This is a genomic window from Streptomyces sp. NPDC025833 (assembly GCF_055558055.1).
The window spans coordinates 116,244-140,440 of record NZ_JBVHNF010000021.1; the positions used below are offsets into that span (position 1 = coordinate 116,244).

19 protein-coding genes are annotated in these 24,197 nt (G+C 73.4%); 14 read left to right on the forward strand and 5 right to left on the reverse strand.

Annotated features, from left to right (window positions below; genetic code table 11):
* Positions 1 to 120 precede the first annotated feature (120 nt).
* Together ACZ4K2_RS31665 and ACZ4K2_RS31670 are read left to right on the forward strand one after the other, a co-directional pair.
* Positions 121 to 2,634 carry a DEAD/DEAH box helicase gene (locus tag ACZ4K2_RS31665; RefSeq protein WP_467478472.1) on the forward strand — a complete coding sequence of 838 codons (2,514 nt, stop codon included), beginning with the start codon at positions 121 to 123 and terminating at the stop codon, positions 2,632 to 2,634.
* A gap of 40 nt (positions 2,635 to 2,674) precedes the next feature.
* Entirely contained in the window at positions 2,675 to 3,541 is an 867-nt protein-coding gene (locus ACZ4K2_RS31670; RefSeq protein ID WP_467478474.1) for an acyl-CoA thioesterase, read from the forward strand.
* Here ACZ4K2_RS31670 and ACZ4K2_RS31675 read toward each other — a convergent pair.
* Complete coding sequence (locus ACZ4K2_RS31675; RefSeq protein WP_467478476.1) at positions 3,528 to 4,910, reverse strand: DUF6397 family protein; 1,383 nt, start codon at positions 4,908 to 4,910, stop codon at positions 3,528 to 3,530. The two genes, ACZ4K2_RS31670 and ACZ4K2_RS31675, sit on opposite strands and share 14 nt — an antisense overlap.
* Before the next feature lie 125 nt (positions 4,911 to 5,035).
* Positions 5,036 to 5,449 (reverse strand): roadblock/LC7 domain-containing protein, encoded by a 414-nt coding sequence (locus tag ACZ4K2_RS31680; protein WP_467478478.1) that lies wholly within the window; start codon positions 5,447 to 5,449, stop codon positions 5,036 to 5,038.
* 90 nt (positions 5,450 to 5,539) lie between these two features.
* On the opposite strand from ACZ4K2_RS31680, the gene ACZ4K2_RS31685 reads away from it, so the two are divergent.
* Both ACZ4K2_RS31685 and ACZ4K2_RS31690 read left to right on the forward strand, forming a co-directional pair.
* Complete coding sequence (locus ACZ4K2_RS31685; protein WP_467478481.1) at positions 5,540 to 5,968, forward strand: PPOX class F420-dependent oxidoreductase; 429 nt, start codon at positions 5,540 to 5,542, stop codon at positions 5,966 to 5,968.
* Positions 5,969 to 6,167: 199 nt separating this feature from the next.
* Complete coding sequence (locus tag ACZ4K2_RS31690; RefSeq protein WP_467478483.1) at positions 6,168 to 6,767, forward strand: class I SAM-dependent methyltransferase; 600 nt, start codon at positions 6,168 to 6,170, stop codon at positions 6,765 to 6,767.
* A 287-nt stretch (positions 6,768 to 7,054) separates the two neighbouring features.
* On the opposite strand, the gene ACZ4K2_RS31695 is transcribed toward ACZ4K2_RS31690, so the two are convergent.
* Entirely contained in the window at positions 7,055 to 7,960 is a 906-nt protein-coding gene (locus tag ACZ4K2_RS31695; protein WP_467478580.1) for an oxygenase MpaB family protein, read from the reverse strand.
* 91 nt (positions 7,961 to 8,051) lie between these two features.
* Here ACZ4K2_RS31695 and ACZ4K2_RS31700 point away from each other — a divergent pair, with 91 nt between their 5' ends.
* Together ACZ4K2_RS31700 and ACZ4K2_RS31705 are read left to right on the forward strand one after the other, a co-directional pair.
* Positions 8,052 to 8,348 carry a hypothetical protein gene (locus ACZ4K2_RS31700; RefSeq protein ID WP_467478485.1) on the forward strand — a complete coding sequence of 99 codons (297 nt, stop codon included), beginning with the start codon at positions 8,052 to 8,054 and terminating at the stop codon, positions 8,346 to 8,348.
* Between the two features lie 146 nt (positions 8,349 to 8,494).
* Positions 8,495 to 9,337, forward strand: a complete 843-nt coding sequence (locus tag ACZ4K2_RS31705) for a hypothetical protein (RefSeq protein WP_467478487.1) — start codon at positions 8,495 to 8,497, stop codon at positions 9,335 to 9,337.
* 260 nt (positions 9,338 to 9,597) lie between these two features.
* On the opposite strand, the gene ACZ4K2_RS31710 is transcribed toward ACZ4K2_RS31705, so the two are convergent.
* Positions 9,598 to 9,780 (reverse strand): hypothetical protein, encoded by a 183-nt coding sequence (locus ACZ4K2_RS31710; RefSeq protein ID WP_467478490.1) that lies wholly within the window; start codon positions 9,778 to 9,780, stop codon positions 9,598 to 9,600.
* Between the two features lie 252 nt (positions 9,781 to 10,032).
* On the opposite strand from ACZ4K2_RS31710, the gene ACZ4K2_RS31715 reads away from it, so the two are divergent.
* The 3 genes from ACZ4K2_RS31715 (at position 10,033) to ACZ4K2_RS31725 (ending at position 15,654) form a co-directional block, all read left to right on the forward strand.
* Complete coding sequence (locus ACZ4K2_RS31715) at positions 10,033 to 12,900, forward strand: DEAD/DEAH box helicase (RefSeq protein WP_467478493.1); 2,868 nt, start codon at positions 10,033 to 10,035, stop codon at positions 12,898 to 12,900.
* Entirely contained in the window at positions 12,897 to 14,189 is a 1,293-nt protein-coding gene (locus ACZ4K2_RS31720) for an SWF or SNF family helicase (protein ID WP_467478495.1), read from the forward strand. The genes ACZ4K2_RS31715 and ACZ4K2_RS31720 overlap by 4 nt, the downstream gene beginning before the upstream one ends.
* A gap of 124 nt (positions 14,190 to 14,313) precedes the next feature.
* Entirely contained in the window at positions 14,314 to 15,654 is a 1,341-nt protein-coding gene (locus tag ACZ4K2_RS31725) for an esterase-like activity of phytase family protein (protein WP_467478496.1), read from the forward strand.
* Positions 15,655 to 15,711: 57 nt separating this feature from the next.
* Here ACZ4K2_RS31725 and xylA read toward each other — a convergent pair whose 3' ends face one another.
* Positions 15,712 to 16,878, reverse strand: a complete 1,167-nt coding sequence (xylA, locus tag ACZ4K2_RS31730) for a xylose isomerase (protein ID WP_467478498.1) — start codon at positions 16,876 to 16,878, stop codon at positions 15,712 to 15,714.
* A 152-nt stretch (positions 16,879 to 17,030) separates the two neighbouring features.
* Between xylA and xylB the strand changes: the two genes are divergently transcribed.
* The 5 genes from xylB to adh all read left to right on the forward strand — a co-directional run bounded on the left by xylB (position 17,031) and on the right by adh (position 24,126).
* On the forward strand, positions 17,031 to 18,476 hold the full coding sequence (xylB, locus tag ACZ4K2_RS31735) for a xylulokinase (protein ID WP_467478500.1): 1,446 nt from the start codon (positions 17,031 to 17,033) through the stop codon (positions 18,474 to 18,476).
* A 51-nt stretch (positions 18,477 to 18,527) separates the two neighbouring features.
* Positions 18,528 to 19,736 (forward strand): ROK family protein, encoded by a 1,209-nt coding sequence (locus ACZ4K2_RS31740; protein WP_467478503.1) that lies wholly within the window; start codon positions 18,528 to 18,530, stop codon positions 19,734 to 19,736.
* Positions 19,737 to 20,391: 655 nt separating this feature from the next.
* The gene (locus tag ACZ4K2_RS31745) at positions 20,392 to 20,991 is read left to right on the forward strand and encodes an N-acetylmuramoyl-L-alanine amidase (protein ID WP_467478582.1); all 600 of its coding nucleotides are present in this window, start codon (positions 20,392 to 20,394) and stop codon (positions 20,989 to 20,991) included.
* A 229-nt stretch (positions 20,992 to 21,220) separates the two neighbouring features.
* Positions 21,221 to 22,546: a winged helix-turn-helix domain-containing protein gene (locus ACZ4K2_RS31750; protein ID WP_467478506.1), complete on the forward strand. Its 1,326-nt coding sequence runs from the start codon at positions 21,221 to 21,223 to the stop codon at positions 22,544 to 22,546.
* A gap of 56 nt (positions 22,547 to 22,602) precedes the next feature.
* Entirely contained in the window at positions 22,603 to 24,126 is a 1,524-nt protein-coding gene (gene adh, locus ACZ4K2_RS31755) for an aldehyde dehydrogenase (protein ID WP_467478509.1), read from the forward strand.
* The last annotated feature ends 71 nt before the right edge of the window (positions 24,127 to 24,197 follow it).

Below are 24,197 nucleotides of genomic sequence, written 5' to 3' on the forward strand. Positions count from 1 at the left end.
GCGCCGCTGTCCAGTTGTCCCGGTGCGCTGACGCTGCATCGGCGACACAGCGTAGCGGCCGTGATCTTCGTACCCGCAGCCGATTCCCCGCTCGGGGGGTGGGCCAGGCAAGATGGGGGCGTGACCCTCATCGATCAGCTGCCGCCGACCGCCGACCCCGATGCCCTGTACGAAGCCTTCGAGTCGTGGGCGCAGGAGCGCGGCCTCACCCTCTACCCGCATCAGGAGGAGGCGCTGATCGAGGTGGTGTCCGGGGCGAACGTGATCGTCTCGACACCGACCGGGTCCGGCAAGAGCATGATCGCCGCGGGCGCGCACTTCGCCGCGCTGGCCCGGGACGAGGTCACCTTCTACACGGCGCCGATCAAGGCGCTGGTGTCGGAGAAGTTCTTCGAGCTGTGCAAGATCTTCGGCACCGAGAACGTCGGCATGCTCACCGGCGACGCCTCCGTGAACGCCGACGCGCCCGTGATCTGCTGCACCGCCGAGGTGCTGGCGTCGATCGCGCTGCGCGACGGCAAGGACGCGGATGTCGGCCAGGTCGTCATGGACGAGTTTCACTTCTACGCGGAGGGTGACCGCGGCTGGGCCTGGCAGATCCCCCTGCTGGAACTCCCGCAGGCACAGTTCATCCTGATGTCGGCCACTCTGGGTGACATGTCCTTCTTCGAGAAGGATCTCAGCCGTCGTACCGGTCGGCCCACCTCGGTGGTCCGCTCGGCGACCCGCCCGGTGCCCCTCTCCTACGAGTACGAGCTGACCCCGCTCACGGAGACGCTCACCGACCTGCTGGAGAGCCGGCAGGCCCCCGTGTACATCGTGCACTTCACGCAGGCGCAGGCCGTGGAGCGGGCGCAGGCGCTGATGAGCATCAACATGTGCACCCGCGAGGAGAAGGACAAGATCGCCGAGCTGATCGGCAACTTCCGCTTCACCACGAAGTTCGGCCGCAACCTCTCCCGTTACGTACGGCACGGTATCGGCGTGCATCACGCCGGCATGCTGCCCAAGTACCGTCGACTGGTGGAGAAGCTCGCCCAGGCCGGTCTGCTGAAGGTCATCTGCGGCACGGACACGCTCGGCGTCGGCGTCAACGTGCCGATCCGCACCGTGCTGTTCACGGCGCTGACCAAGTACGACGGCAGCCGGGTGCGCACGCTGCGGGCGCGCGAGTTCCACCAGATCGCGGGCCGGGCCGGCCGCGCCGGTTTCGACACCGCGGGACTCGTGGTCGCGCAGGCGCCGGAGCACGTCATCGAGAACGAGAAGGCGCTGGCGAAGGCGGGCGACGACCCGAAGAAGCGGCGCAAGGTGGTGCGCAAGAAGGCGCCGGAGGGCTTCGTCGGCTGGACGGAGAACACCTTCCAGAAGCTGATCGAGTCGGATCCGGAGCCGCTGACCTCGCGTTTCCGGGTGACGCACACGATGCTGCTGTCGGTGATCGCCCGCCCGGGCAACGCGTTCGAGGCGATGCGCCACCTCCTGGAGGACAACCACGAGCCGCGCAGGCAGCAGCTCCGGCACATCCGCCGGGCCATCGCGATCTACCGCTCGCTGCTGGACGGCGGGATCGTGGAGAAGCTCGACGCGCCGGACGCCGAGGGCCGCATCGTCCGGCTGACCGTCGACCTCCAGCAGGACTTCGCGCTGAACCAGCCGCTGTCCACGTTCGCCCTGGCCTCGTTCGAGCTCCTCGACCCCGAGTCGCCGTCGTACGCCCTCGACATGGTCTCCGTCGTCGAGTCCACCCTGGACGACCCGCGGCAGATCCTCGTCGCCCAGCAGAACAAGGCGCGCGGCGAAGCCGTGGCCGCGATGAAGGCGGACGGCGTCGAGTACGAGGAGCGCATGGAGCGCCTCCAGGACGTCACGTACCCGAAGCCGCTGGAGGAGCTGCTCTTCCACGCCTACGACACCTACCGCAAGAGCCACCCGTGGGTCGGTGACCACCCGCTGTCGCCGAAGTCGGTGATCCGGGACATGTACGAGCGGGCCATGTCCTTCACGGAGCTGGTGTCCTTCTACGAGCTGGCCCGTACCGAGGGCATCGTGCTGCGCTACCTCGCCGGTGCCTACAAGACGCTCGACCACACCATCCCGGACGACCTGAAGTCCGAGGACCTCCAGGATCTGATCGAGTGGCTGGGCGAGATGGTGCGCCAGGTGGACTCCAGCCTGCTGGACGAGTGGGAGCAGCTCGCCAACCCGGAGGTGATGACCGCCGAGGAGGCCCGGGAGAAGGCCGACGAGGTCAAGCCGGTCACCACCAACGCCCGTGCCTTCCGCGTGCTGGTCCGCAACGCCATGTTCCGCCGGGTGGAGCTGGCCGCCCTCGACCAGGTGGAGGAACTGGGCGAGATGGACGCAGACGCCGGCTGGGACGCCGACGCGTGGGGCGAGGCGATGGACAAGTACTGGGACGAGTACGAGGACCTGGGCACCGGCCCGGACGCCCGCGGGCCGAAGCTCCTCGTCATCAAGGAGGAGCCGGAGAACGGCCTCTGGCGCGTCCGTCAGATCTTCGACGACCCGAACGGCGACCACGACTGGGGCATCAGCGCCGAGATCGACCTCACCGCCTCCGACGCAGAGGGCCGGGCGATCGTCCGGATCACCGACGTCGGCCAGCTGTGAGTCGGTCACGGCCACCGGCAAGCCAAGGAGAATCCCACCGATGACGAATCCGGCCGAGAGGCTGGTCGACCTGCTCGACCTGGAACAGATCGAGGTCAACATCTTCCGGGGCCGCAGCCCGGAGGAATCCTTCCAGCGGGTGTTCGGCGGCCAGGTGGCGGGCCAGGCACTGGTCGCCGCCGGACGCACCACGGACGGCGACCGTCCCGTGCACTCGCTGCACGCGTACTTCCTGCGCCCGGGCCGGCCCGGCGTACCGATCGTGTACCAGGTGGAGCGGGTCCGTGACGGGCGCTCCTTCACGACGCGCCGGGTCACGGCCGTGCAGCAGGGCCGCACGATCTTCAATCTGACCGCCTCCTTTCACAAGCCTGAGGAAGGACCATTCGAGCACCAGCTGCCGCCGGCCCGCGAGGTGCCGCACCCCGAGACGCTGCCGACGGTCACCGAGGAGATCCGCAAGCAGCTGGGCGCGCTGCCGGAGCAGCTGGAGCGGATGGCGCGCCGCCAGCCGTTCGACATCCGCTATGTCGACCGGCTGCGCTGGGACGCCGAGGAGATAGCGGGAGCCGAGCCGCGCAGCGCCGTGTGGATGCGGGCGGTGGGTCCGCTGGGCGACGACTCCCTGGTCCACACCTGCGCGCTGACCTATGCCAGTGACATGACCCTGTTGGACGCCGTCCGCATTCCGGTGGAGCCCCTGTGGGGGCCGAGGAGCTTCGACATGGCTTCGCTGGACCACGCCATGTGGTTCCACCGGCCGTTCCGCGCCGACGAGTGGTTCCTGTACGACCAGGAGTCCCCGATCACCACGGGCGGGCGCGGGCTGGCCCGCGGGCGCATCTACGACCTGCGGGGGCGGCTGCTCGTCTCGGTCGTCCAGGAGGGCCTGTTCAGGGCTCTGTAGCACCCGGCGTCAGCGCGGCGACCGGGTGCCCGCCCTGGCCCGCGGCCGCCGCGGGCCTCGCGGACTGTCGGCTTCTGCGCCGCAGCCAGGCTCGCACTCCACGGGACGGCCGCGGCGCAGCGGGCTGTACCGGCCGGCGGCTCCGGGCGACCAGGACCGCTCCCGGTCGCCCGGCCGACTCCTCGAACGGGCCGCACGGGCCCGGGGGACGGGCAGATGTCGCAGGATGCGGCGCGGGTGCCACGGGACGGCGGCCGGTCGCCTCGCAGGAGCCGGGAGACCAGACGGCCGGTGCCGGCACCTCGGACTGTCCGGAAGCCGCCTGCGTGAGCCGCGCGGTCGGGTCAGGATGACGCGGCGCCGGCTCCGCTGGTCGCCCGGTCCGCTCTCGGACAGCCGCTGCCGGAGGACGAGGTGGTGTGGGCGGCGCAGCGGTCCGGGCCGCCGGCTCACGCGTCCGTGCTTCCGGCCCGTCGGCCCGCGTCGCGGGCACCGGACGCCTCGTGGCGTCCCCCGTGGGTGCGGTGACCGTCCGGGCCATCGGAGGGATGGGCCGCGCGGCCGTCCGCACCGCCTGCCTGCCGCGGCGGGCCGGACGGGGTGCAGCGGCGCGTGCCTCTCCGACGGAGTGTGCCAGTTCGCTGCGCAGCCAGCCGATCTCGTCCGCGTCCTGCGCCCTGGTGATCCGGTCGGCGATCTCCGCGGCGGCGGAACCGGTCGCCGCGTGCCCCGGTGGAGCCGGCCGGAACCGGTCCAGGTGGGCGCGCTCGGCCGGGTCCACGACGACTGCGGCGACCTCGGCGGGGGCCAGGAAGGCGGCCACGGCCCCGGCACGGGCCCAGGGGCCGTCGGCCTGCCGGAGCAGGAACCCCAGCCGGCGCCCGCGCCAGTTGCGCGCCCGCACATCCACTCCCGCGGCCAGCTGGCCGCGCAGGGTCTTGGGCGTACGCCCCGTGAGCAGGGGCGCGTTCTCCGCACAGGACGCGAACTGCCGCAGTTCTTCCACCAGGTAGAGCCAGACGACGGCTCGGTAGCGGTTGAGGTAGAAGGCGACCGGCACGAGCAGCCCCAGGCGGGCGAGCCGGCTGAAGCGGCCGGCCGGGATCCTGATGAGGGCGGCACCCTCCGTCGTGCTCACGACCCGCACCCGCTCGCGGAGGGACTCGGGAAAATTGTCCTGGGCACGGAGACGGTCGATCTCCGCGCGTTCCACCCGGCGTCCCCCTCCTCCACCCTCGTCGGGCACGGTCCGGATGTGGCCGAGCTGCACCGCGAGGTCGAACTCGCCGCGCTTGAGGCCGAGTTCGCGTGCCGCACGGCTCGACGTGCAGCTGTCGGGGCGGGGCGGGCCGTAGGTGCTTGCCGACATGGTCGTACTCCCCCGGGAGTTCGTGACTCACGCCCGGTGCGCGGGTCGTGGTTTCACGGTAGCCGTTTCGTCGCGCTCCGTGACGACCCTGTGGATAACTCCACGCACGAAGGGAAAACCGCAGGTCAGCTATCCGCTAATCGTGTTCGTTCCGGTTGCCTCGCATCGACTCCGAGGTGTTCGCCGACCCGGTTGACGAGCAGGGTCATCTCGTAGGCGATCTGACCGATGTCGGCCTCCGCCCCGCTGAGCACGCACAGACAGCTGCCGGTGCCCGCCGCGGTCACGAACAGCACGGCGTCGTCGTACTCGATCATCGTCTGGCGTACCCTGCCCGCGCCGAAGTGGCGTCCCGAGCCCTTGGCCAGGCTGTGCAGCCCCGATGCCACGGCGGCCAGATGCTCGGAGTCCTCGCGGCGCAGGCCCGTGCTCGCCGCGGTGACCAGCCCGTCGTTCGACAGGACGAGTGCGTGGCGGACGTGGTCCACCCGCTCGGTCAGATCGTCCAGGAGCCAGCCGAGGCCCTGGTTCTGCACCATGTCCATCTCCCCGTGTGACGTCTCCCCCTGGCTGGAGGAGCTTCCGCCAGCCTTCACCACGACCGGCGCGCGGGCAAGCAGGATGGGCGCATGGCAGAGAAGATGACCGATGAGGAGTGGCGGGCGTTCGTCTCGGACGGCACCCGCACCGCCAAGTTGTCCACCGTTCGCGCCGACGGCAGCCCGCACGTGGCTCCGGTCTGGTTCCTCCTGGACGGGGACGAGTTGGTGTTCAACACCGGCAAGGACACGGTGAAGGGGCGCAATCTGGCCCGGGACGGCCGGGTCTCGCTGTGCGTGGACGACGAACGCCCGCCGTTCCATTTCGTGGTGCTGAGCGGCCGCGCCCGGCTTTCGGAGGACTTGGCCGAGGTGCGTCTGTGGGCCACCCGGATCGCCGCCCGGTACATGGGGGAGGAACGCGCCGAGGAGTACGGCGCCCGCAACGGCGTACCGGGTGAACTCCTCGTCCGCGTCGGCATCGACGACTTGGTGGCCGTGCGCGACCTGGCGGCCTGAGGGGTTGCTGCGGCCGGCCGGGTGCCGGAGCCGGGCGGTGTGCGGCCGCCCGGCGTGGCCGGCGAGCCGGACCGACGCTTCGTGCGGCGCGGGTCGGAGTGCGCACCGAAGAACGCGCACGGTTGCGAGGGAACGGCCGGGTCCCGTCCGAATGTGCGCGCAGGGACATCTCTCGTGGCGGTGAGGGATCATGCGGAGCATGAGCGACGACCACACACACGTCCAGGAGTTCTTCACCGCCCGGGCCGCCGACTGGGACAGCCGGTTCCCGGACGACGGTCCGGCCTACGCGACCGCCGTGGCCGGCCTCGGACTCGGCCGGGGAGACCGCGTGCTGGACGCGGGGTGCGGCACCGGGCGGGCTCTGCCGCCGCTGCGGGCCGCCGTGGGCCCCTCCGGGGTGGTACTGGGGGCCGATCTGACCCCGGCGATGCTCCAGGCCGCCGTACGGGCCGGCCGGGACCGTGCCGCACGGCTGCTGCTCGCGGACGTCGCCGCGCTGCCGCTGCGCTCGGGCAGTCTGGACGCCGTGTTCGCGGCCGGTCTGATCGCCCACCTTCCGCGGCCGACGGACAATCTGCGGGAACTGGCCCGGTGCGTGCGGTGGGGCGGCACCCTGGCACTCTTCCACCCGATCGGCCGGGCGGCCCTGGCGGCACGCCAGGGCCGCCGCATCACGCCCGACGACCTGCGGGCGGAGGCCAACCTCCGCCCCCTGCTGGCCGGTTCGGGTTGGCGCATGACGTCGTACGTGGACGAGGACGCCCGCTTCCTGGCCCTGGCGGTGCGCGAGGACTGACGGGTGGCCGTCGACGTCAGCCCGTTCCGGCGGCGGCCGTGATGAAGGCGTCGGGGTTGCCGGAAACGGCGTTGTGCCCGGCGCCGGGCACCGTCACCACGCGCACTCCGACGGCTTTCGGGCTTCGCGGCACGGTAGTTGGCCTGCGCGCTCGCTCTGAAGGAAGACACCGCCGGCGTGCGTTCCCTCGGGCAGCGTGCGCGTCACCGGGTCCGGACCGGGACTCCTCAGCGTCGCGCGGGTCGTCGAGCCGGGCCGGACCGGCCTGGCCGCACGACAGCCTTTCCTCACTCGACGGGCCGGACCGCCGAGGTGTCCCGGTGCGGGACGGGGCAGCCGCGCAGCCCCGGGACCGGGCGGGTGCCCAGATCGGCCACCCGGTAGCCGTTCGGATAGCCCTTGATCTCCCGGTTCTGACGGGCGAAGTGCGGAGCGCGGCGTGGTGGCAGCAACCGGACCAGCCGTCCGCGGGTCCGCACGGCGCGGCGCACGAACGCGGTGGTGGCCGCGCCGGGAATCGGGTAGCGGAAGGCGCGCAGCAGCGGCTCGTCGAGCAGGGCGAGGGTCGCCGTGCGCAGCAGGGGCGCCAGGGGGCGGGGGTACCAGGACGCCATCAGTTCCAAGGTGGCGTCGGAGACCCGCCGGGCGTCCTCGTCCCAGCCGAAGTTGGCTTCTTCGTAGGTGTCGAGGAGGGCTTCGAACTCCTCGTAGGTACGGGGGATGTCCGGGATGCCCATGTGCCGGCCGAGGGTGCGGTAGTACTCGGTGGTGGCGACGATCTCGTGCCGGGAGAGCCGCCGCCATCCGTAGGCGTCGATCCAGCGCCGGGGCACCACCACGAAGGTGCTCAGCACGTACCGCATGTCGTCGTCGCTGATGTCGTAGCTGCGGTGCATCTGGTTGATGCGGCGGATCGCGCTGCGGCCCTCCTCCGCGGCGAAGCCGTGTTCCACGACGGTGTCGAGGAGCAGCACCGTGTCGTCGTACCGCTTCTGCGTGCGCTCGGTCAGCTCCGCCGTCCGGGCGAGCAGACGTCCGATGCCCGGCACGGCGTAGGTGCGGTACAGGGCCAGTTCGAGGGCGCGCGTGTAGTCCCAGGGGAACTCGGCCGACACGCTGATCCGGTAGATCTCCACCGCGTCCGCCACCGGATCCAGTCGGCGGATCCTCCCGAGGTGTTCGTACCGCTTCACCGCGCCGTCCCCCTTCTGCCACCGGATCTCCAACTCTACTTTGGGAAGGAGCAGATGGGCGCCGAGCCCGTCCGAGGAGAAGGTGGTCCGTGTGTTCGACATGGTGCGCAGGTACGCCGGCCGGCTCCGCTCTCCCGCGCACACCGGCCCGGCGGGCGTCCGGGAGAAGCGTGCGCACAATTTGTTCGACGCGGCGGCCGCCTATGTGGCGGCGCGGGCGGAGGACGACCAGGACCGGATCGAGGAGGCGGCCGCCTGGGTGTCGCCGGAGGCACTCTCCTTCGGGGTGAGCGAGCTGGCCTGCCGGGCGGTCGTGGCGCTGGCCCGGGAGCGCGGCGCGTCACCGGACGCCGTGGCCCGCGAGCTCCTCGGCCTGCCCGGGACGTGAGCGGAATCTCCTGCTCCGGCCGTGGTCGTTTCGCCCCTGTCCAGGCGGAAACCTGCAGCTCCGCGTGGTGCGCGGAGTCGTGACAAGCGGCTTCCGCTCGCACTAGGGTGCGCGCCGATGGCGGACGAACCACTGGGGAGGCAGGGATGGCCGGGACGGACGATGAGGCCGTCGCCGCCGCGGACGATGCGCTGTACGTGCTGACGGCGGTACTGCTGACGCCGGCGCAGTTCCCGAGCGTGCTGGGCGACGACTACCCGGAGGCATGCGCGGCGCTGGGCCTCCCGCCGCGCGCCGACGGGTACGGGCTGGTGCTGGGCCAGGACGGGGACGGTGCGCGCTGGACGGTCGTCGTCGACGACGTCTCGCTGGTCGCCGTGGCGATCGCGTCGTGGGACTGCGGCATGGAGTACGACCTGTCGCCGGACGAGCGCACGGTCGTGACCGCGCTGCCGGGGTGGCCGCTGGCCGTCGCCGTGTCCGCACCCGGCGTGCCCGCGCCGCACGACCCCCCGGCCGAGGCGGCGGACGGGCCGGTGCTGAGCCCGCCGGACACCGATACCTGGGGGGCCGCGCAGCGCCGACTGGGCGCCGACGTGATCGCGCTGCAATGGGGAACCTGGCGGCAGCAGATCGATGACGCCGAATTCACCCCGCCGCGGGAACCGGCGGAGGCACCGGCGTCCGTATCCGGGGGCGGGAGCGGCGGCGGGAACGGCGGTCTCACCGGCGTCCGCCGGGTGCTCGCGGAGGCCCACGCCTACGTCGACTCGCCGCCGCCGCTCGGCCGGGTGCGCTCGTCGTTCGCCCCGGGCGACGCCCGGACGCTGCGCGCGGACGGTCCCGGCTGGTCGCTGGTGGCCCGCACCGACGACATCGCGTTCGTCCTGCTCGACGACAAGCCGGGCGAGGTCCTGCCGGTGGGCCGGGGCCCCCGGCTGCCGGGCCTGCTGGAAGCGCTCGACAAGATGGCCGTACGACCCCTGTGAGGCGGGACCGCCGCAGGCAGCGTCTCCCGGCCCGCCAGGGACCCTCGTGCCGGTGCGAGGGCACGGCCGCCCGGGCCCTGCCGGTCGGCGCGCCGGCCGCACCGGCCACCGCAGCGCAATCCGCCCTCACCCGGGCCGCTGCCGCCGCTCACCGGCAGCGGCCCCTGGGTCCGCAGGAGTCCCGCGCCCCGGCCGTTCGGTACGGAAGGCCGCCGCGGCCCGGGGGCGACCGGCGGTCCCCTGCCCCGTCCGCGGGCGCCTCAGCGGCCGAGTTCCTTGCGGGTGACCCGGCGGAGCCTGCGCCGCTGCGCGGGATCCAGGGCGAGGTACGCGGCCACGGGGACGCCCACCACGATCAGGAACGACACCCACCACGGCAGCCATATCAACAGGATCAGTCCGACCGCCACACCCCCTGCGGCGATCTTCGCGTGCTTGGACATTGAGCGTCGCCTCCTCCGCGGCCACTGCCGCTTCCTGTTCTGAGAACGGCTTCCCGCTCCCCCCGGTTCCGCGCCGGACCCCTGATACATCCCCGGGTACGCCCCCTAGGTGGACGCCCGGCGACGCCCCCCGCCTTCGAACAGGTGGTGAAGTGACGCCGATCGCGGCCTCCGCACGCCCCGAGGTCGTCCCGGTGCTGTACTCTCGGCCGCCTCGGCCGAGTAGTCAAACTTGAGGAGTGCGACAGAGCTGTGCGGCCCGACCCCCTGGCACCACCCTCCGCCCCCTTGCAACCGGCCCGTTGCGGCGTCGTGTTCCTGCCCTCCGATCCGCCCCGCGCGGGCCGGATCGGGTTCTGGCGACCGGACGGCGAGACTCCGCCCCCACTGCCCGAGGGCCGCGCGGCCCGCCTGGACCTCGCCGTGCCCGCAGCGGACGGCGGAGTCGAACGCCGCCCGGTACCCCTGGTCCTGCTTCCGGTCCGCAGCGCCCTCCCCGTGCTCGTACGCGCGCGTGGACTGCCGGAGGAACACCGGGCCGCCGCGTTCTGGCGCACCGCGTACGAACTGGCCCTCGGCTTCCTGGCCCGCGGACTCCTCCTGCCCGGCCTGTCCCCGGGCGATCACGACGCCTGGCGCGTGGGACCGCTGTCCGCGCGCGAGGCGGAGCTGGTCCGCGAACTCGCCGCAGCCATGCCCCCGGAGGCGCATGCCGTGCCGCTCGACGTGGAGGGGCCGCTCCTGCTGCCCGAGCCGGAGGGGCTGCTGTGCGCCTTCCTCGACGCGGTCGCCGATGTCCTCCCGCGCTCCCCCGCCGCCCCGCTGGTGACCGGGGGGCCGGCCTACGCGGTGGCCGAGCCGCAGCACCTGCCCGCGCTGCGGGCGTGGGCCGACGACCTCGCCGACGGTCTCGACGCGGGCGTGCGGCTGTCGCTGCGCGTGGAGGCGCCCGGCCTCGACGACGCCGTACCGGACGACGCCCCGGGCCGCTTCCGCGCGGTGCTCCAGGTGCACGGTCACGGCGCGATGTCACAGGTCATGGACGCCACCGCCCTGTGGTCAGGAGCGGATGCCGGTCGCACGGAGCCCGCTGCACGCGCGCGTGCCGACGCCCTGCTGGCGCTGCGCCGTGCGGCCGGGGCGTGGCCACCGCTGACGCCACTGCTCTCGGCCGCCGTCCCCGACGCCGTGGAACTGGCCGACGAAGAGGTCACCGAGCTGCTGGGCGAAGGCGCGCGGGCGCTGGCCGCCGTGGGCGTCGACGTGCACTGGCCGAAGACGGCCGCCCTGGGCCTCACCGCACACGCCGTCGTCGGACCGCCGGCGGAGGGCGCCCTCCCCCGCGGGTCCTCCTCCGCCGCCCAGCAGTTCCTGTCCGCGGACACCGGGGTCACCCTCGGCCGGCGGTACGGCCTGGGCGGCCGGGAGCTGATCCGCGAGGAACTGGACCGGCTCGCGGAGAGCAAGCGCCCCCTGGTGCGGCTGCGCGACGGCTGGGTCCTGGTCGATCCGCGCGAGGCGGCGCGGGCCCGGGCCGAGCAGGACCGTTCCCTCACTCCCATGGAGGCGCTGGCCGCGGCGCTCACGGGATCGGTCGAGATCGACGGGCACCGGCTCGGCGTACGGCCCACGGGATGGCTGGAGGACGTGCGGAATCGGCTCACGGCCACCGGGCGAGCCGGTGCCGTCGGGCAGCCGCCGCGTCTGGCCGCCACCCTGCGGGACTACCAGCTGCGCGGCCTCGACTGGCTGGCCCGTACGACGGCCCTCGGTCTGGGCTGCTGCCTCGCCGACGACATGGGGCTCGGCAAGACGATCACCCTGATCGCGCTGCACCTGCACCGGCAGGCCGACCCCGCGTCGGCCGGTCCCTCGCTCGTGGTCTGCCCGGCCTCGCTGCTGGGCAACTGGCAGCGTGAGATCGAGCGGTTCGCCCCCGGCGTGCCGGTGCGCCGCTTCCACGGTCCCGCGCGTGCTCTCGACGCGGTGGCGGACGGGGAGTTCGTGCTGACGACGTACGGCACGATGCGCCTGGACGCCGGACGGCTCGCCGACGTGCCCTGGGGAATGGTCGTGGCCGACGAGGCCCAGCACGTCAAGAACCCCTACTCCACGACGGCGCGGGCGCTGCGCACGATCGGCGCACGCACGCGTGTGGCGCTCACCGGGACCCCGGTGGAGAACAACCTGACGGAGCTGTGGGCGATCCTCGACTGGACGACCCCCGGTCTCCTCGGCCGTCTCGGCACCTTCCGCACCCGGTACGCGCAGCCCGTCGAGGGGGGCCGGGACCCCGCCGCCGCGCAGCGGCTCGCCCGGCTGGCCGGACCGTTTCTGCTGCGCCGGCGCAAGTCCGACCCCGGTGTCGCTCCCGAACTACCGCCGAAGACCGAGACCGATCACCCCGTGGCCCTCACGGCGGAGCAGGCGGGGCTGTACGAGGCCCTGGTCCGCGAGACCCTGGACCGCATCGCCGCAGCCGACGACATGACGCGCCGGGGACTGATCGTGCGGCTGCTGACCGGTCTGAAGCAGATCTGCAACCACCCGGCGCAATTTCTGAAGGAGGACCATCCGCGGCTCACGGGGCGCTCGGGGAAGCTGGAGCTGCTGGACGAACTCCTCGGCACCGTCCTCGCGGAGGGCTCGGGCATGCTCGTCTTCACCCAGTACGTACACATGGCCCGGCTGCTCGAAAGGCACCTGGCAGCGCGCGGAGTGCCCTCGCTGCTCCTGCACGGCGGCACCCCGGTCGCCGTGCGCGAGGACCTGGTGCGCCGGTTCCAGGCGGGCGAGGCGCCGGTGTTCCTGCTGTCGCTCAAGGCCGCCGGGACAGGGCTGAACCTCACCCGGGCCGAGCACGTCGTGCACTACGACCGGTGGTGGAACCCCGCGGTGGAGGCGCAGGCCACCGACCGCGCCCACCGCATCGGGCAGACGCGCCCGGTGCAGGTGCACCGGCTGATCGCCGAGGGAACCCTGGAGGACCGGATCGCGGACATGCTGGACCGCAAGCGCGAACTGGCCGATGCCGTCCTCAGGGCCGGCGAGGCCGGGCTGACGGAACTGTCGGACACGGAACTGGCCGCACTGGTCGAACTGCGCGGGGAGGCGCGATGAGCCGGCACGAGGACGAGCACGGCGGTGACGGGGGGCGCACGTTCGCCGCGCTGCCGCCCGTGGGCGGCCGCGGCTTCGCCCGGAGCTGGTGGGGCCGCGCCTGGCTGCGGGCCCTGGAGGACGCGGCCCTGGAGGGGGCGGAGGTCAAGGCGGGACGCCGGATCGCGCGCGCGGGCGGTGTCGGCGCGGTGACCGTGCGACCGGGCCGGGTCACCGCCGTCGTACGCGGTCCGGGCGACACGGCCCACCGGGCCGACGTCCTGCTGCCGGTGCTGTCCGACGAGGAGTGGGGGCGGTTCCAGCATCTGGCCGTGGAACAGGCCGGGTACCTGGCCGCCCTGCTGGACCGGGAGCTTCCGCCGCACCTCGTCGAGGACGCGGCCGTGGCGGGGATCGACCTCCTGCCGGGCCTGGGGGACCTGGAGCCCGAGTGCGACTGCGACACCTGGGACCACTGCGGGCACACGGCGGCCCTGTGCCACCAGGTGGCGCGACTGCTCGACGGGGACCCGTTCCTGCTCCTGCTGCTGCGCGGACGGGAGAAGGACGCGTTCCTGGCGGAGCTGCACGTCCGCGGCACCGCGCGGCGGTCCGAGCCGGCCGGGGCGCCCGGGGGACGGCCCCGGGGTGTGGACGCGGCCGAGGCGTGGGCGGCCTCCGGCATCCTGCCTCCGCTGCCCGCACTGCCCGGGCTCCCGCCGGCGCCCGGCACACCGCCGTCGTTCGCCACCGGACGTCAGGCCACCGCGGGAGTCGATCCCGCGGCCTTGGAACACCTGGCCGGCCGTACCGCCGTGGAGGCGTACCGGTTGCTGGCGGCGGCCCCGGGAGGCGAGACGGCCGGCACCGCCGTGACCGCCGGTCAGGACGCCGTACGGCTGGGCTGCGGACCCGTTCCCGATGCCGTCGCGGAGCGGCTCGCGGCAGGCTCCGGGCGCGGACCCGCCGGGCTGGCGACGGCCGTCGCCGCCTGGCGGGCCGGGGGTCCGGCGGCACTGGCCGTACTGGACGAGGAGTGGGATGTGGCGGGGGCGGCCCTGGCACGCGCGCGTGCGTCCCTGGACGCCGCCTGGGAGGAGGACGAGCGGCCGGTGTTCCACCGGAGCGGCAACCGGTGGACCGTCCGCGACGGCGGCGCGCAGCTGCGACTCGGGAAGGACGGCCGCTGGTGGCCGTACTGCGAGGAGCGGGGCCGCTGGACGCCCGCGGGCGGAGCCGACCCCGATCCGGCGACGGCACTGGCCGCGGCGCGTCCCGCCGCCGAGTCGGTGGAGGCCGGGGCCCTCTGACGTGCGGACACCGTCGGCATGATCGACGAGTCGCGGACGCCGTGCGTTCACCCCACGGTCGTACGGCGTTCCCGCGGGCGTCCCATCGTGTCCGCAGCCGATGCTCTCGTCCCGAGGAGACCCGATGTCCCCGCTCACCGCCGGCCGGCGCCGCGTCCACCGTTCCGCCGCCACCGGCCTGCCCCTGGCCCTGGCCGCCGTCCTCGTGGCCACGGGGACGGCCACGGCGTCGCCGTCCGCGGACGCCCGGATCGTCCGGACGGCGGCGCTCGGAGAGGTACCGCTGAGCGCGTTCAGCAACCACCTGCTGCCGGGCAGCGTGGCCGACGACCACGGGGTGAAGCTCGGCGGCATCGGCAGCGACATCTACCCGGCGGGCCGCAAGGACGAGTTCTGGACGGTGACCGATCGCGGCCCGAACGGCCAGATCAAGGTGGACGGCAAGAAGCGCCGCACCTTCCCGGTGCCGGGCTTCGACCCCGCGATCGTGCGGATCCGGGTCTCCGGGACCGCGGTGACGGTCGTCGACGCGATACCGCTGACCACGTCCTCCGGGAAGGCCGTCACCGGTCTGCCCAACCAGAAGGGCCGGGACGAGGCACCGTACTCCTACGACGCGGCGACCCCGCTGTCCTTCGACCCGAACGGCCTGGACACCGAGGGCATCGTACGGTCCGCGAAGGGCGACTTCTGGCTCGTCGACGAGTACGGGCCGTCCCTGGTGCACGTCTCCGCGCGCGGGAGGGTGCTCGCCCGGTACGTGCCCGAGGGACTCGGGCTGACCGGTACGGACTACCCGGTGGTGGAGGCCCTGCCGCCGGTCCTGCTGCACCGCAGGACCAACCGGGGCTTCGAGGGGCTGGCTCAGCTTCCCGGCGGCGACCTGGTGATGGCGCTGCAGAGTCCGCTCTCGCTGCCGGACGCGGACGCCGGGGACGCTTCGCGCACGACCCGGCTGCTGCGTTTCTCTCCGCGCCGGCAGGCCGTCACCGCCGAGTACGCCTACCGGTTCGATCCGGTGGACGTGGTCGACCCGGGCGAGGACGACACCTCCGAGCTGAAGATCTCGTCGGTGGTGGCGGTCGGCCGTGACCGGCTGCTCGTGGAGGAGCGCACGGACAAGGCGGCCCGGCTCCAGCTGGTCCGGCTGGGTCGCGGCTCGGACATCCTGGGCGGACGGTGGGACGACGACACGACGTCCCCGTCGCTGGAGCAGCTGGCCGATCCGGCGGCCGCGGGGGTGCCGGTGCTGGCCAAGCGGCTCGTGGTCGACCTGGGCAAGGTGGCCGGGGTGCCCGGGAAGATCGAGGGCGTCGCGCGCGTGGATCACGACACGCTCGCTCTGGTCAACGACAACGACTTCGGGATGACGGACGGGGCGGGCGCGTTCGACGCCCGGGGCCGGCTGAACGACAGCGGGATCAAGACGACCGTGACCTACCTGCGGCTGCCGCGGACGCGCTAGGACCGGCCGGGTGGGGACCGGGGTGAGCCGAGTGCCGCTCACCCCGGCCCCGTCCGTTCAGCCCCGTGCCCCCAGCAGGTGGTCCATCGCCAGCTGGTCGAGCCGTTCGAAGGCCATGCCGCGGGCGGCGGCCGCCTCCACGTCGAACTCCTCGAAGGCCGCACGGTCGGCGAGCAGGGCCCGCAGACCGTCGTCGGCGGTCGGCCGGGCCAGCTCGTCCAGACGGGACGCGCGCAGCGCCTCCCGCACCTCCGGGTCGGCGCGGAAGGCCGCCGCACGCTCCTTCAGGACGAGGTAGTTGCGCATGCAGCCGGCCGCCGACGCCCAGACGCCGTCGAGGTCCTCGGTCCGCGGCGGCTTGAAGTCGAAGTGGCGGGGGCCTTCGTAGCCGGCGCTCTCCAGGAGGTCGACGAGCCAGAAGGCCGCCCGCAGGTCACCGGCGCCGAACCGCAGGTCCTGGTCGTACTTGATGCCGGACTGGCCGTTGAGGTCGATGTGGAAGAGCTTGCCGGCCCACAGGGCCTGCGCGATGCCGTGCGGGAAGTTGAGGCCGGCCATCTGCTCGTGACCCACCTCCGGGTTGACGCCGTACAGCTCGGGCCGTTCCAGGCGCTCGATGAAGGCCAGGGCGTGACCGACGGTGGGCAGCAGGATGTCGCCGCGGGGCTCGTTCGGCTTGGGCTCGATCGCGAAGCGGAGGTCGTAGCCCTGGGCGGTGACGTACTCGCCCAGCAGGTCGAACGCCTCCTTCATGCGGTCCAGGGCGGCGCGCACGTCCTTCGCGGCCCCCGACTCGGCGCCCTCCCGGCCGCCCCAGGCGACATACGTCCGCGCGCCCAGTTCGGCCGCCAGGTCGATGTTGCGGATCGTCTTGCGGAGGGCGTAGCGGCGCACGTCGCGGTCGTTGGCGGTGAACGCGCCGTCCTTGAAGACGGGGTGCGTGAACAGGTTCGTGGTGGCCATCGGGACGGTCATGCCGGTGGCGTCCAGGGCCTGGCGGAACCGCTTGACGTGCGACTCGCGCTCGGCCTCCGAGGAGCCGAAGGGGATCAGGTCGTCGTCGTGGAAGGTCACTCCGTGGGCGCCCAGCTCCGCGAGGCGCCGCACCGTCTCGGCCGGGTCGAGGGCGGGGCGGGTGGCGTCGCCGAACGGGTCCCTCCCCTGCCAGCCGACGGTCCACAGGCCGAACGTGAACCTGTCCTCGGGTGTGGGCTGGTAGCTCATGGTGCGGCTCCTCGCTGGTGACGACTGTTTCGTCATGGCCGTTTACAAATTAGTATGCGGGTGCGCCGCGGGGAAGGGACAGGATGTCCTCGACGGCGGGGTGTCTTCGCCAGCCCGCACGTCCCGCCGAGCCGTTGAAGAGGGAGAACCCGATGTCAGCAGCCGAGGGTCCGCTCGTCGTCGGGGTGGACACGTCCACCCAGTCCACGAAGGCACTGGTCGTCGACGCGGCGACCGGGCGGGTCGTGGCCGGCGGCCAGGCGCCGCACGCGGTGACCACCGGGGCGGGCCGGGAAAGCGATCCGCGCCAGTGGTGGGACGCGTTGTGCACGGCGCTGCGCCAGTGCGGCGAGGCGGCGCACGAGGCGTCCGCCGTGTCGGTCGCCGGCCAGCAGCACGGCCTGGTCACCCTGGACGAGCACGGCGCGCCGGTCCGTCCGGCGCTGCTCTGGAACGACGTCCGCTCCGCGCCGCAGGCCCGCCGGCTCGTGGCGGAGCTGGGCGGACCCGAGGCCTGGGCGGACCGCACCGGCAGCGTGCCCGGCGCGTCCTTCACGGCCGCCAAGTGGGCGTGGCTCGCCGAGCATGAGCCGGAGGCGGTCCGCGCGACCAGGGCGGTGCGGCTCCCCCACGACTACCTCACCGAGCGCCTGACCGGGCAGGGCACGACCGACCGCGGCGATGCCTCAGGCACCGGCTGGTGGGCGTCCGGCACGGAGACGTACGACGAGGAGACCCTGGCGCACATCGGTCTCGACCCGGCGCTGCTGCCCCGGGTGGCGCGGCCCGGCGAGGTGGTCGGCACCGTGCGCGGCGGCCACGAGCTGCCCTTCTCCAAGGGCACGCTGGTGGCTCCGGGCACCGGCGACAACGCGGCGGCCGCACTGGGACTCGGGCTGCGGCCCGGCACGGCGGTACTGAGCCTCGGCACCTCCGGCACGGTCTACGCCGTCTCCGAGCACCGTCCCGCCGATCCGACCGGCACGGTGGCGGGCTTCGCCGACGCGCGCGGGGACTGGCTGCCCCTGGCATGCACCCTGAACTGCACCCTCGCGGTGGACCGCGTGGCCGCCCTGCTGGGACTGGACCGGGAGGCGGTGGAACCCGGCGGGTCCGTGACCCTGCTGCCGTACCTGGACGGCGAGCGCACCCCGAATCTGCCGCACGCCTCCGGTGTGCTGCACGGCCTGCGCCACGACACGACCGCGGGCCAGGTGCTGCAGGCCGCCTACGACGGCGCGGTGCACGCGCTGCTCGGGGCGCTGGAGCTGGTGCTCGACGCGGACGCGGACCGCAGCACCCCCCTGCTGCTGATCGGCGGCGGGGCCCGCGGGACGGCCTGGCAGCGGACCGTGCGCCGGCTGTCCGGACGGCCCGTCCAGGTGCCCCGGGCCGGGGAACTGGTCGCCCTGGGCGCCGCGGCGCAGGCGGCCGGGCTGCTGACGGGCGAGGATCCCGCGGCGGTGGCCCGCCGCTGGGACACGGCCGCCGGTCCGGTGCTGGGGGCCGTGGAGCGGGACGGGACGACGCTGGACCGGATCACCGGGGTACTCTCCGACGCGGCCCCGTTGCTGGAGCGGGAGACCCGGACCCAGTGACCGAGGCGCCCGTGCACGGCCGGGCGGCAGACTCCGAGGATCGACGCAGGCATGACCGCACCGCCGCACGAGGGGCGCCCGCCGGGGGCCGGGCGCGCACTGCCCGACACCCAGCAGGGCATGCGCCGGCGCAATCTCGCCCGGGTGCTGCACGCCGTCAGCGCGGAGGGATCGCTGTCCCGTGCCGCGGTCGCCGCGCGCATCGGTCTGACGCGGGCGGCGGTGTCGACCCTGGTGGACGACCTGGTCCGCTGGGGGCTGCTGGAGGAACTCGGGCCCGAGCGGCCGGGCCGGGTGGGCCGGCCGGGATCGGCACTGGCGGTGAGCGGTCGGGGGCCGGCCGGGATCGGGGCGGAGATCGGCGTCGACCACCTCGCGGTGTGCGCGGTCGACCTGCGCGGCGAGGTCCGCGCCCGGGCCGTGCGGCGCAGCACCAACCGCGGCCGGGCGCCCGAGCCCGTCGTCGCGGACCTTACGGCGCTCATACGCACGGTCGTCGCGGAGGCGGAAGGAGCAGAACTCCGGCCCGCCGGGCTCGCGGTCGCCGTACCCGGACTGGTCGCCAGGGACGCCCGGACGGTCGTACGGGCCCCCCATCTCGACTGGCACGACACCGATCTCGGCGCCCTGCTGCCGGGCGGCTGGCCGCTCACGGTGGACAACGAGGCCAACTTCGGCGCCCTGGCCGAACTGTGGCTCGCGGCCGGCACCCCCGGCGACTTCCTGCACGTGTCGGCCGAGATCGGCATCGGCGCCGCGGTCGTGGTGGACGGCCGGCTGCTGCGCGGGACCCGGGGTTTCGCGGGCGAACTGGGCCACGTGCCCGTACGGCCGGACGGACCCCCCTGCCCGTGCGGCGGCCGGGGGTGCCTGGAGCTGTACGCAGGCGAGGGCGCGGTACTGCGCGCGGCCGGGCTGGAGCCCCGGGAGGACTTGGCGGGCCTGCTCGCGGAGCACGCCGAGGCGGGCCACGCGGGGGTACGGGACGCGCTGCGGGAGGCCGGCACGGCCCTGGGCACCGCCCTGACCGGTGCGGTGAACCTGCTCGACCCCCAGGCGGTGGTCCTCGGCGGGGCGCTGGCCGGCCTCTCGCCGTGGCTGCTGCCCGCGCTGGAGAGTGAAATGACGGGGCGTACGGCGGGCCCGGCCTGCCCGGTGCGGGTGTCCCGGCTCGGCCCGCAGGGCCCGTTGCTGGGCGCGGCGCACTCGGTCGTACGCGCGGTGCTGGACGATCCGACGGCGGTGGCGGACCGCTCCTGACGCGGTACGGGCTCCGGTCCGTCCTGGCCGGAGCCGTCGGACGTCACCGGCGGGGACCCGGCGAGCGGCATGAACCCGGACTCGGTCCGGCATCAAGGGACCGGACCCGGCCCGTGCACCACTCCGATTCTGACCCGATCGAGTGAGCGAGTTGTCCACAAGAGGCGACTTGCGCACCGAAGTGCGGCATGCCCTTCTGCCCAACCCGGCCGCGCCGTACCGTGATTCTCGCGAGCGACAGCCGACGGACCGTCATGAACGGCCGTCAACAGACGGATCGAGTCGACGCTCGGACGACGGATGACGGCGACTGTCACGTATCGGGGGACCACATGCACCGAGAGCCGGCCCTGACCCCACGGCACGTACGACTCGGGAGCGGCCCCCACGGGCCGGGACCGTAGTTCGCCGACCGCCGCCCCGCACCTCCCCGGACCGCACCACCCGGCCGGCCCCGCCCCGCGCCGCGCCGCGCCGGTAGACGAGCGCCTTCCCCAAAGGAACGGCTGCCCACGTGGGAGACGGGCCGCGGCAAGCACGCGTGCCCGCGAAGGGACCGCACGGGCCCCGCGCGGCTGCCCTCTCCGCTCCTCTCCTCTCCACTCGATCTCCGAACGGCTCTCGAAGGCATCCCGAAAGGCGATCCGTCATGGACATGGACCGAGCCAGACCGCGGCTCAGCCGGCGGCGACTGCTGAAGGGCGCGGCACTCGCCGCCGTCCCCTACGCACTGCTTCCCGACCCGCGTGCCGGGGCACAGAGCATGGCCGCGGACTATCCGCCCGCGGAGTGGCGGCCGGCCAGCAGCTCGAACTACACGGTGTCCGACCGTCCCGGAGCATACGCCGTCGACCGCGTGGTCATCCACGTCACGCAGGAGACGTACGCCGACGCACTGGCGATCTTCGCCAATCCGGCGAAGAAGGTGTCCGCGCACTACGTGGTGCGCTCGGCGGACGGGCACGTCGCCCAGTGCGTGCGCGAGGCCGACATCGCCTGGCACGCGGGCAACTGGAGCTACAACACACGCAGCATCGGCATCGAGCACGAAGGCTGGGTGGACCAGCCCGGCTACTTCACCGACGCCCTCTACGAGCAGTCGGCGAGACTCACGGCGACGATCTGCGCCAAGTACGGCATCCCCCGGGACAGGGAACACATCATCGGCCACTACCAGGTGCCGGGCACGGACCACACCGACCCGGGGCCGAGCTGGGACTGGGTCCGCTACCTCAGATTGGTCAACTTCTCGTAGGGGGCCGGGGCCGCGGCGGTTGTCGGGGCGCGCCGCCGGGGCGACGATGGTCCCGGCCGCCGCGTACCGCCGAGCCGGCCGCGGCACCGCACCACCCGATCCGCCGTGGCCCGGACCATCTCCCCACCCGCTCGCAGCACCACCTCGTGCGCATCGCACACGCACCACACCGCATTCAGCACCGTTCCACCACCGTTCCACAAACGATCCACCGTCCGGGGAGGCCGAGTTGACCGATCCGTGGGTTGCCCTGGAGCCAGGAACCGACCCCGCCGAGCGCGTCCGAACGCTGCGCCGGGCGCACGAGACGTTCACCGCGGTGGGCACCGTGCCGCGCCCCGTGCGGTCGGTGGTGGCGGAGTCGTGGCGGCGCAGCGCGCGTGCCGGAGTGCGACCGGACGGCGCCGCCAGCGTGGAACTGACCGACGCGGACCTCGGCGCCTACCGCGCGGAACACCTGCTGGCCCGGGTGATGCCCCTGTTCCGGGAGCTGATGGGCACCTTCGCGACCGACGGCGAACACCTGCTGGCGGTGTGCGACGCGCACGGCAGACTCCTGTGGGTGGAGGGACACGCGGCGACCCGGCGCCACGCGGACCGGATGAACTTCGTACCCGGGGCCCGCTGGTCGGAGAACGCGGTCGGCACCAACGCACCGGGCACCGCGGTCGCCGTCGACCGGCCCGTGCAGGTGTTCGCCGCGGAGCACTTCATACGGCGGGTACAGCCGTGGACCTGCGCCGCCGCACCCGTGCACGATCCGCGCACCGGACGGGTGCTGGGAGCCGTGGACATCACCGGCGGGGACGGTCTCGCCCATCCGCACAGCCTCGGCTTCGTGCAGGCGGTGGCGCGCGCCGCGGAGGCACAGCTCGCCCTGCTCGCCCCGCCGCGGCCGCGGGAGGCGTCGCTCCTGAGCGCGCTCGGCCGGGACGAGGCCGAACTCGCCCACGGCGGCCGGCGGGTCCGGCTCAGCCGCCGGCACAGCGAGATCCTTGTCCTGCTGTCCCGGCACCCCGAGGGCCTGAGCGGGGACGAGTTGCTGTGCGCGCTGTACGCGGACGAGTCGGTGACCCCGGTGACCCTGCGGGCCGAGCTGGCGCGGCTGCGGCGGCTGGTGGGCCCGGGACTGCTCGCCTCGCGGCCGTACCGGCTGACGGCCCCGGTGGAGTCGGACGCCACCGTCGTCGAGCGGCGGCTGGAGGCGGGCGCGACCGCCGCGGCGGCCGGTGCGTACACCGGTCCGCTGCTGCCGGGTTCGCAGGCCCCGGCCGTCGTCCGGCTGCGGGAGCGGCTTTCCGGCGGGCTGCGTGCCGCCCTGCTGGCGCACGGCGATCCGGACCTGCTGGCGCAGTGGGCGCGAGCACCGTGGGGCGAGGACGACGTGGAAGTGTGGCGGGCGCTCGCCGCGGTGCGGCCCGGGGCGCCGGTCCGCGCGCGGCTCGCCGCGCTGGAAGCCGAGCTGACGGCGCCGAGCGGCCGGGCGCCGGCACGGATCCGCGGCCGGCCCGGGCCGGCGCCGTACGCAACGTACTTGCAACGTCCGCTTGCCTAATCTCGTTTCAAAGGCTGTCCAACGGCGGGCAGCGCTGCACCGGGAGGCATACCAGCATGACTCGTTACGCGGCGCCGGGCACCGAGGGCGCGATCGTCTCCTACCAGTCGCGCTACGACCACTTCATCGGCGGCGCCTACGTGCCGCCGGCGCGTGGGCGGTACTTCGAGAATCCGTCGCCGGTCAACGGCCAGCCGTTCACGGAGATCGCGCGCGGTACCGCGGAGGACGTCGAGCGGGCGCTGGACGCGGCGCACGAGGCGGCACCCGGGTGGGCGCGCACCGCGCCGGGGCAGCGCTCCGACGTGCTGCTGAGGATCGCCGACCGGATGGAGGCGAACCTGGAGCGCCTGGCGGTGGCCGAGAGCTGGGAGAACGGCAAGCCGGTGCGGGAGACGCTGGCGGCCGACATACCGCTCGCGATCGACCACTTCCGGTACTTCGCGGGGGCGATCCGGGCGCAGGAGGGTTCGCTGGCGGAGATCGACGACGACACGGTGGCGTACCACTTCCACGAGCCGCTCGGCGTCGTCGCGCAGATCATCCCGTGGAACTTCCCGATCCTGATGGCGACCTGGAAGCTGGCGCCGGCACTGGCCGCGGGGAACGCGGTCGTGCTCAAGCCGGCCGAGCAGACCCCGGCCTCCATCCACTACTGGCTGAGTCTGGTCTCGGACCTGCTGCCGCCGGGCGTGCTGAACATCGTCAACGGCTTCGGTGTGGAGGCCGGCAAACCGCTGGCGTCGAGCCCGCGGGTGGCGAAGATCGCGTTCACCGGTGAGACCACGACCGGGCGGCTGATCATGCAGTACGCCTCGGAGAACATCAAGCCGGTCACGCTGGAGCTGGGCGGGAAGTCGCCGAACATCTTCTTCGACGACGTGTGGGCGCACGACGACGACTTCCGCGACAAGGCGCTCGAAGGCTTCACGATGTTCGCGCTCAACCAGGGCGAGGTGTGCACGTGCCCGTCCCGGGCCCTGATCCAGCGAGGCCACTACGGGGAGTTCCTGGAGGCGGCGGTCGCACGCACCCGTCTGATCAAGCCGGGGCACCCCCTGGACACCGACACCATGATCGGCGCTCAGGCCTCCAACGACCAGTTGGAGAAGATCCTCTCCTACCTGGACATCGGCCGCCAGGAGGGCGCGAAGGTCCTCACCGGCGGGGAACGCCTGGAACACGAGGGCGAGTTGAAGGGTGGGTACTACGTTCAGCCGACCGTCTTCGAGGGCGACAACCGCATGCGGATCTTCCAGGAGGAGATCTTCGGCCCGGTCGTCTCGGTGGCCTCGTTCGACGACTTCGACGACGCGATAAAGATCGCCAACGACACCCTGTACGGGCTGGGCGCGGGGGTGTGGACCCGGGACGCCAACACCGCGTACCGCGCGGGCCGCGCGATCCAGGCGGGCCGCGTGTGGACGAACTGCTACCACGCCTATCCCGCGCACGCGGCGTTCGGCGGCTACAAGCAGTCCGGCATCGGCCGCGAGACGCACAAGATGATGCTGGACCACTACCAGCAGACGAAGAATCTGCTGGTGTCGTACTCGCCGAAGAAGCTCGGGTTCTTCTAGACCCGCGCGCCGGTCGCCTGGGGGATGGCTTCGCCCCCAGGTAGCCGAGCCCCCCTTCTCGACCGCGGTGA